Source organism: Fictibacillus aquaticus (assembly GCF_002245695.1).
GTDB classification, from domain to species: domain Bacteria; phylum Bacillota; class Bacilli; order Bacillales; family Fictibacillaceae; genus Fictibacillus; species Fictibacillus aquaticus.
Genome location: NZ_NOII01000048.1, coordinates 1 through 6,662, shown reverse-complemented (window position 1 = coordinate 6,662; position 6,662 = coordinate 1). Strand labels below are relative to the sequence as shown.

Annotated in this window: 10 protein-coding genes, 1 pseudogene and 1 riboswitch; of the genes and pseudogenes, 1 reads left to right on the top strand and 10 read right to left on the bottom strand. The window is 41.0% G+C overall.

Annotated elements, in window-relative coordinates:
* From CGZ90_RS21125 to CGZ90_RS19185, 7 genes and pseudogenes are all read right to left on the bottom strand, one after another.
* Positions 1-113: pseudogene (locus tag CGZ90_RS21125) on the bottom strand (methionine ABC transporter ATP-binding protein); the annotation flags it as partial.
* An 88-nt stretch (positions 114-201) separates the two neighbouring features.
* Positions 202-315: riboswitch (SAM riboswitch) on the bottom strand.
* A 79-nt stretch (positions 316-394) separates the two neighbouring features.
* Complete coding sequence (locus tag CGZ90_RS19210) at positions 395-727, bottom strand: hypothetical protein (RefSeq protein ID WP_094254114.1); 333 nt, start codon at positions 725-727, stop codon at positions 395-397.
* 92 nt (positions 728-819) lie between these two features.
* On the bottom strand, positions 820-1,920 hold the full coding sequence (locus CGZ90_RS19205; protein WP_094254113.1) for an anti-sigma-I factor RsgI family protein: 1,101 nt from the start codon (positions 1,918-1,920) through the stop codon (positions 820-822).
* A gap of 91 nt (positions 1,921-2,011) precedes the next feature.
* A complete protein-coding gene (gene sigI, locus CGZ90_RS19200; RefSeq protein ID WP_240515489.1) occupies positions 2,012-2,764 on the bottom strand; it encodes an RNA polymerase sigma-I factor in 753 nt (250 codons plus the stop codon).
* A 433-nt stretch (positions 2,765-3,197) separates the two neighbouring features.
* Entirely contained in the window at positions 3,198-3,530 is a 333-nt protein-coding gene (locus CGZ90_RS21320; protein WP_094254112.1) for a thioredoxin family protein, read from the bottom strand.
* A 2-nt stretch (positions 3,531-3,532) separates the two neighbouring features.
* Complete coding sequence (locus CGZ90_RS19190; protein ID WP_094254111.1) at positions 3,533-4,582, bottom strand: PQQ-dependent sugar dehydrogenase; 1,050 nt, start codon at positions 4,580-4,582, stop codon at positions 3,533-3,535.
* Positions 4,583-4,592: 10 nt separating this feature from the next.
* The gene (locus tag CGZ90_RS19185) at positions 4,593-4,940 is read right to left on the bottom strand and encodes a toprim domain-containing protein (protein ID WP_379675095.1); all 348 of its coding nucleotides are present in this window, start codon (positions 4,938-4,940) and stop codon (positions 4,593-4,595) included.
* A gap of 273 nt (positions 4,941-5,213) precedes the next feature.
* Between CGZ90_RS19185 and CGZ90_RS19180 the strand changes: the two genes are divergently transcribed.
* A complete protein-coding gene (locus CGZ90_RS19180; protein WP_379675094.1) occupies positions 5,214-5,609 on the top strand; it encodes a KGG domain-containing protein in 396 nt (131 codons plus the stop codon).
* A 63-nt stretch (positions 5,610-5,672) separates the two neighbouring features.
* On the opposite strand, the gene CGZ90_RS19175 is transcribed toward CGZ90_RS19180, so the two are convergent.
* The 3 genes from CGZ90_RS19175 to CGZ90_RS19165 all read right to left on the bottom strand — a co-directional run.
* The gene (locus tag CGZ90_RS19175; RefSeq protein ID WP_165766925.1) at positions 5,673-5,939 is read right to left on the bottom strand and encodes a YusG family protein; all 267 of its coding nucleotides are present in this window, start codon (positions 5,937-5,939) and stop codon (positions 5,673-5,675) included.
* A 67-nt stretch (positions 5,940-6,006) separates the two neighbouring features.
* The gene (gene gcvH / locus CGZ90_RS19170) at positions 6,007-6,393 is read right to left on the bottom strand and encodes a glycine cleavage system protein GcvH (protein ID WP_094254108.1); all 387 of its coding nucleotides are present in this window, start codon (positions 6,391-6,393) and stop codon (positions 6,007-6,009) included.
* Positions 6,394-6,462: 69 nt separating this feature from the next.
* On the bottom strand, positions 6,463-6,662 hold a 200-nt coding region (locus CGZ90_RS19165; protein WP_276206779.1), incomplete at its 5' end, for an ArsC/Spx/MgsR family protein.

Genomic DNA, 6,662 nt, shown 5'->3' with positions numbered 1-6,662 from the left:
CCGATGATGCCGAATATTTCTCCTTGTTGTACGTTCAAGTCTACCGTGTCAACTGCATTCACTTCACCATCTTTAGTGCGGAATACTTTTTTGACTGATTCTAAAGTGATCACGGTGTAATCCCCTGCCTTCTTTACAAAAAATAAAAATGCCCTCCTGCTTAAAATGAGCAGAAAGGCATAATATTATCTATGCACCTTCTTCTCATCTCCCAAAGTAAAGAATCTTACTTTGCAGGAATTGGCACCTTTCCAGCACATTGCTGGCGGTTGCCGGGTTTCATCGGGCCAGTCCCTCCACCTCTCGCGATAAGAACAAAGTTGTTCTTGTTTATTTAACTGTGTTGAATTGTAGCACCCATGCCGAATGATGTCAAACCATAACTGCACTTGTCTTATTTACTGAATAAAACAGTCGTCTTTAGTTCCTCCCACTGTGATGCCAAGAAAAGTACAGCCTCCCATTTAAGCCTCTGTTTAAATGCTCCGTCAAATTCAATCCTGCTTTCACGAAGTAATTTTGACAGTTTTTCTTTTCCTTCGAACAATAGCGACAGATCACGAGAATCACCTGAAATGGAGATTTTCATCGGAACTGTTCCTTCTTTATAGCGGATAATCACGGTACGTTCGCTTTCAATGTGAAAAGTCGGTCTCTCACGTATTCCGAACAATGGCAAGTACGGACTCCTGGCAATCTGGTTCTCCCAGAAAGATACATTCAACATGAAAACTCCCCCCAAACCGTTATAAAACCGATTTCGGGGGAACTGTACCTAATCCCTGCCAAAAGCCTTCGACAGCAGTGATGTTTCGTACCCTATCTTTTGACAGATTTCTCTTTATGCTTTCTGTGCTGAGGATGCTGCTTATGTTTTTGTCTTTGCTTTTCTTTCGGGTTGTTGTTTTCTCTCGGCTGTCTTTCCAATGTGCTTTTTCTTTTCCAGTTCTCTTGCCTGGATGAGTGATCTCTTTTCTCTACAATCATCACTGACTTTTTTCTTAAAGCCTTGTCATGATTGTCCTTATTTTCCTTAAAACGAATTTTCTCTGGTCGATCTTCCTTCTTTTTATACTGGCCGCCTGCAATATTCACTTTCATCCGGTTCTGTTTAGCTGGTATTTTCTTGCTGGAAGGTCCACGCAAACGGCTGTTATCACTGCGGCTCTCTCTTTCTGAAGAAGATTCTTCAGCGGCCTTTTTCAGCTGTTTAACCGTCATCTTGTCCGCATCTTTTATAGAAAGCGAATGGTTATTTTTTCTAGCATTTAAATAAAGGGAATACTTTCCGGCAGTAATTCCTTTTTTCTTTGCTTCATTTCTCGTTTTTATTTCTGCAGCGGCTGAGGAAACAGCAACATGGTGCTTTTTTTCAGCTCTTTTCATAATAACTTTGACAGATTGATCGAGCTTCTTTTTCACAGAATCGGACGTCTTTGGCTTTCGCGCCGTTACAACCATGAGCTCATGATTAGCTGTAAAATACCCTTCCCGCTCATAATCAGCCATCAGTTCAGAAGCATATTCTGAAAGGGTATAGCCTTCCGCATTGCCGATGCGCTCGACCGCTGCTTTGGCATCTTTGTTATAAGCCGTAACATGAAGGATACGCAAATCTTCAGCGACCGCCACTTCAAGACTAGGGTTAATATCAAAACTGACATAAGCCGCGACCGATTCGGTGCGGCTTAAGGGTAAAGACCCGTTATATAAGATAAAAGTAAGGACGGCTGCTAATGATAAAGAAAAGGATGGAAACAGGAACTGAAAGCGATATGGATCCTTAAAGAAATCAGCAGTGTACTCATGTCCGATCTGAGGCTGTTTTCCTTTAGGTATCCGATACGTAACAAAATTTCCGTCCTTTAAAAGAAGAACCGCTTTTCCCTTTGATATTTCCATAACTATGCCAGTTTTCATGGATAACCCCTCCCGCAAGTTGCAGGATCCGTTCGATAAACTGATGATCCGGAATGGAATGATCCGCATCAATTCGACCGATTGACTTCACCTAGGGCTGAATATAAGACTTCAGCGCCTGAAACTCGCCCAGATAAATTAAAGATACTGCTATTATATACTTTCGGTTGCGCTCTATAGTTTTACGACTACAGGATACCATATTAAGCAGATCTTTTATCGGCAATTGTTTCTTTTCCATTAAAAATTGTGAAAGCTCTTCGTTTTCTGTAAGAAGACGTGCGATTTCCTTAGCGTTTTCTCGAGCGTCCACATGCTTCGGGCAATGCTTGCTAAGGACTTTAAAGTTAAGTCCAAACTTTTTCAGCAGCTTTTGGTACTCCTCAATTTCGAACATACGAGTTTCAGCTTGAATTTTCTCTTCGTAATGGTCAAGCGCAGCTTTTTGTTCAGCATAGCTGTCTTCCACTCTTCCTTCTTCGTCTTCTTCATCTGGCTGAAGGTAGATCAGCCTATTCTGGCGTACTTCTTTACGTATATAATCGATCACCCTGCGGCGGATAACCATGTCTGCGAAAGACAGAAAGCGGCTGCCTTGTCCTTCTTGATACTGGTCAATCGCCTCATTAAATGCAAATAGACCTACACTAAATTCATCCATTGTTCGATCAATATATTGAGAGCAAACCTTTGACGTCACTTTCTTGATGAACGGCTGGTATGCTTCGATCAATTCGTTTCTTAACGTATCGTTGCCTTCCTGAATCTTCATCACTTTATCTTCAATGGTTGCTAATTTAGAAGAGAATGAAGGAAATACTGCGTTCATATTCATTGAACTCATCTATAATTCACCTCTTAGTTTTCCGGTTGTTTTTAATTAGTCATTTACTTTGCTTGGCTAACACTCTTTAATACCACGATAAGTTAGGGAGCAAACATGCAACAAGCTCTCCTATACAGTTATACCATTCAAAAACGCATTTGTAGGATACATTTGTATAACAATATTACATAAGAAATAACATTTGTAACGAATCTGTTATTTTACTGAAAAAACAAAAAAAGGTATGAAAAGACATCTGACCTTTGAAAGGCAGGTTCCTTTCTTGCTACAAGCGGACTTGTATTGCCATACTTGTTTGACGATGTTCCCATAATGAATGTTACAGAATACATGAAATCAGTAAAGTATCTGGAAAAAACTTACGCTGATTCAGCCCCCAAAAAAGAAAAAAAACGTGAAAACCGCCTTGTGCAGGCGGTTTTCACGTTTTTTAACGCGCGTTTTTCATCAGGAGGTCATATAAATGTGCAGCTGATTGCATCGCATATACTTGTTTTACCGAAACACCTCTGCGTAAAACAGTCAGACATGGCACACTAGTGATCCCATACGTTCTTGCGAGTGCGGGAAATTCGTTTATATTGCATTCATAAACCGAAAATTCCTTATCATTCTGTTCCAAAGACTGTACTGCGATTTCGAGCATTCTTTTCCCCATTTTGCACGTACCGCATAAAGGTGTTTCAAAATATATAAATAATGGGCTCTTCATGCTCTCTTCGTGCATAGCATCAAATGTTTTTTTAGTCAGCTGACGGATCATCGCTATTTCAAGGAAGAACGGATTAAAATCATCCGATCGTCTCCTTTTTTCGGCACCCCTCTTCCATCTGTGTTGTTCGTAATAGCATAAATTTTTTCTTCTTCCATCAGGATATCACGAATTCTGCCATTTCCCTCACTAAAAGTTACGGCATCTTTTTCCGCGATGCTGATTTTGAGGATCTTTTCACCGCGCAGGCAAGCAACGTATAAAATACCGTCATCTTCAATCATGCCAGAGGGTGCCCATGTTTCTGCTCCCGAATGAATCAAAGGAGGTATGAATCCTTTTTTGGATTCTGTGCCTTCGATTATCGGCCACCCATAATTTCCTCCTGGAAGTATTTCGTTAATTTCGTCATTATGGTTCTGTCCGTGTTCAGATGCAAACATGCGGCCTTCAGCGTCCCATGTTAGCCCCTGTGGATTCCGGTGACCTAAGCTGTATATTGCCGAATCCGCAATAGGATTGTCTTCAGGTATCGATCCATCAGCCTCAATCCTTAGAATTTTTCCAGAGAGGGAGGATCCATCCTGAGCGGTTTCAGGCACCCCGGCATCGCCAGCTGCAGCGTACAGCATACCATCCGGACCAAACTTTATTCTCCCTCCGTTATGGATGGCGCCTGCTGGTATACCATCAATGAGAGGCTTTGTTTCTTCCCACTTGCCACCTTTTAGCTTCAATTCTGAAAGCCTGTTGTAAATGTGTTCTTGATTCTTGTATGTATAATACGCAAATGCTTTTGGTACAGTAGGAAAATCTGGATGCAGCTCAAAGCCAAGAAAACCTCCTTCTCCATTATCATGCAGCGTTTTAAGCAATAATGGTGTAAAGGAGGTTTTTCTTTTCGTTTTTTTATCGATTGAAACAATTTGGCCGCCTCTCTCGGCAATCCACCAAACTTTGCTATCTGAAGCAACATTCCATGGAATGGTTAATTCTTTAGTAATAACCTCTTTTTCTCCTCCGCTTGTTTGCAGCCGGTCACCGGAGGAGCAGCCTGATGTCAGCAAGAGGGCTAAAACTGCAGCTGAAAAGATTTTTTTCATTCTTTCCCCCTTATCCAAGACAGTTTTTATTAATGTTAAAGTGAGCTCCAAGCAGGACTTTGGCTAAATAAATAAGCGGTGTTTTCGCTACTTCCCGATACATCCTGTGTACATACAAATGCTCAGCATTCGGCAGCTCCCGCATCAGCTGTTTGCGCAGTTTTGCTCCAGCGTCATCAGCATCCACTAGAATATACACGTCACGGTGCTCGATTGCCGCTGCCAGTTCTTCAAGCTTATGAGAACCGAGTGTACCATTTGTGCAGATGATTTCCACAGGCTCATCAAGTATAGAAACAAGTTTGTCTTTGTCTGATTTGCCCTCAACAATAATGACCTTATGTGCCGTTTCGTCCATGATCATCTCTCCTACCTGAATGAAGACAGNNATAGTTAGTTATTTGCTATATTTTATTAAAATCCTTCAGAGAGGTTCATTCTTAAATTTAACATACCCTATATTTGAAAAATTCTATCCTTTAACCTAAATGCCCTTTTCAGAAAGTAAACTCATTTTACTATTTTTCAATAATTACAGATAAAAGAGGTTTAGCTTCATTTAGGAGAGGCTATTTTTTTTACATGGCCAGTTGTGGCAGTTACAAAAAATGGAATAAAGGAGGAATACTTAATGGCACGCGAAAACAGCAAAAAAGAAAATAATGAAAATGGAAATATGAGCCGTGAAGAAGCAGGACGTATGGGCGGCAAGAAAACATCCAAAACTCACGGAAAAGAATTTTATCAGGAAATCGGCCGTAAAGGCGGCGCAGCTACCTCCAAATCACATAACAAGGAGTTTTATCAAGAAATCGGTAAAAAAGGCGGTGTTGCTACTGCTTCTTCTCATGACAAGGAATTTTATCAGGAAATCGGAAAAAAAGGCGGTAAAGCGACGTCCAAAAGCCATGATAAAGAATTTTATCAGGAAATTGGGCGAAAAGGCGGAGAAGCAACGTCTGAAAACCACGATAAAGACTTTTACCGTGACATCGGTGAAAAAGGCGGAAATAGCCGCAGCAAGTAATTGAAAAAAAACAGAATGGAGCGGACAATCCGCTCCATTCTGTTTTTTTATTATATAGAAAACTCAGCACCAGCCTTTGTCGCATCCGTCCACAAAATGGTCCGTCATTTTCTGGTCGCTTTTGGGTNNTTTGGGTACGTGTTTGTAGAATTTCTCATTTTCAAACTCAAAACCTTCTGCCATTTCATACTGGTTGCCTTGATTGGTAAACTTTATTCTGCCAATTGATTCTTTGTCCATAAATAATGACATATATCCGCCGTCAAGCTTCCCGTATACACGCGACGTAACATCCGATCTATCCTTATTGTTTTGATTGTTTTTATTCAAAAAAAATCCCTCCCTGAAAGCTAGTATCTCTACTATTCTTTCCAAGAAAGGATCTGTTTTACTCAAATTAATCTTCTTTAATCATATCTTCGTACTTCTCTGCTGTCATCAGTTCATCTAGTTCTGAAGGGTTAGAAGCTTCGACAACGATCATCCACGCCTTTTCATACGGCGATTCATTTACAAGCTCTGGGCTGTCATCAAGCTCGCTGTTGATTTCAACGACTTTACCCGAAACAGGCGCATAAAGCTCAGAAACGGTCTTTACGGACTCAACACTGCCGAACGGCTCGTCAGCTGTAATATCATCACCGACTTCAGGCAGCTCAACAAAAACGATGTCGCCTAGCTCATCTTGAGCAAAAGCAGTGATCCCGATACGGACTTTGTTGCCTTCTTCTTGTTTTACCCATTCGTGTTCTTCAGAATAGCGCAGTTCTTTTGGAAATTCCATTGCTTGATCCCTCCAGATTATTTAATAATTTATCGTAACTATAATGAATAATTATAGTTATTCACTTGTTCAGCGTTTCCACGTCTTCTCGTACGTATCCTCTTTAAATCCAACCGTTGCTTTATCCCCGCTGATCGCCATCGGACGTTTGATCAGCATGCCGTCTGAAGCCAGCCATTCGAGCATATCTTCCTCAGAAGCATCCTTCAGCTTGTCCTTAAGTCCTAGTTCACGGTATTTCATCCCGCTTGTGTTGAACAATTTTTTCA

Coding starts and splice junctions, on each gene's coding strand:
- CGZ90_RS19210 (WP_094254114.1), bottom strand. CDS start 727: ATGTTGAATGTATCTTTCTGGGAGAACCAGATTGCCAGGAGTCCGTAC.
- CGZ90_RS19205 (WP_094254113.1), bottom strand. CDS start 1,920: ATGAAAACTGGCATAGTTATGGAAATATCAAAGGGAAAAGCGGTTCTT.
- sigI (WP_240515489.1), bottom strand. CDS start 2,764: ATGAGTTCAATGAATATGAACGCAGTATTTCCTTCATTCTCTTCTAAA.
- CGZ90_RS21320 (WP_094254112.1), bottom strand. CDS start 3,530: ATGATCCGTCAGCTGACTAAAAAAACATTTGATGCTATGCACGAAGAG.
- CGZ90_RS19190 (WP_094254111.1), bottom strand. CDS start 4,582: ATGAAAAAAATCTTTTCAGCTGCAGTTTTAGCCCTCTTGCTGACATCA.
- CGZ90_RS19185 (WP_379675095.1), bottom strand. CDS start 4,940: ATGGACGAAACGGCACATAAGGTCATTATTGTTGAGGGCAAATCAGAC.
- CGZ90_RS19180 (WP_379675094.1), top strand. CDS start 5,214: ATGGCACGCGAAAACAGCAAAAAAGAAAATAATGAAAATGGAAATATG.
- gcvH (WP_094254108.1), bottom strand. CDS start 6,393: ATGGAATTTCCAAAAGAACTGCGCTATTCTGAAGAACACGAATGGGTA.